This window comes from Novosphingobium sp. B-7, from assembly GCF_000410615.1.
Classification (GTDB): domain Bacteria; phylum Pseudomonadota; class Alphaproteobacteria; order Sphingomonadales; family Sphingomonadaceae; genus Novosphingobium; species Novosphingobium capsulatum.
The window spans coordinates 1-312 of sequence record NZ_KE148459.1; the positions used below are offsets into that span (position 1 = coordinate 1).

Consider the following 312-nt stretch of genomic DNA (forward strand, 5'->3'; position numbering starts at 1 on the left):
CGACGTGCCGCCCGCCGGCCTGCCCGCTTTTGAACGCGTGGTGCGCGGCGCGGCGCCTGCTGCGCGCATCCGCACCGTGCCGGCGATGCGCGGCACGATCGTGGCGTTCGGCCCGGCCGATCACATGATCCGCGTTGCCGATCTGGTGCGCATTCCCGATGATGCCTGGGCGCTGCGCGGTGATCGCGGGCTGACCTTTGCCGATGCCCTGCCCGAGGGCAACGTCCTGACCGCCGGGCGTTGGTGGCCGGCCGGCTATCGCGGCGAACCGCTGGTATCAGTGGATGAAAAGCTGGCGCAGGCCATCCACCT

General features: G+C 71.2%; 1 pseudogene. It reads left to right on the forward strand.

The features are described from left to right. Positions 1-312, forward strand: a pseudogene (locus tag H926_RS33725) (ABC transporter permease); the annotation flags it as partial.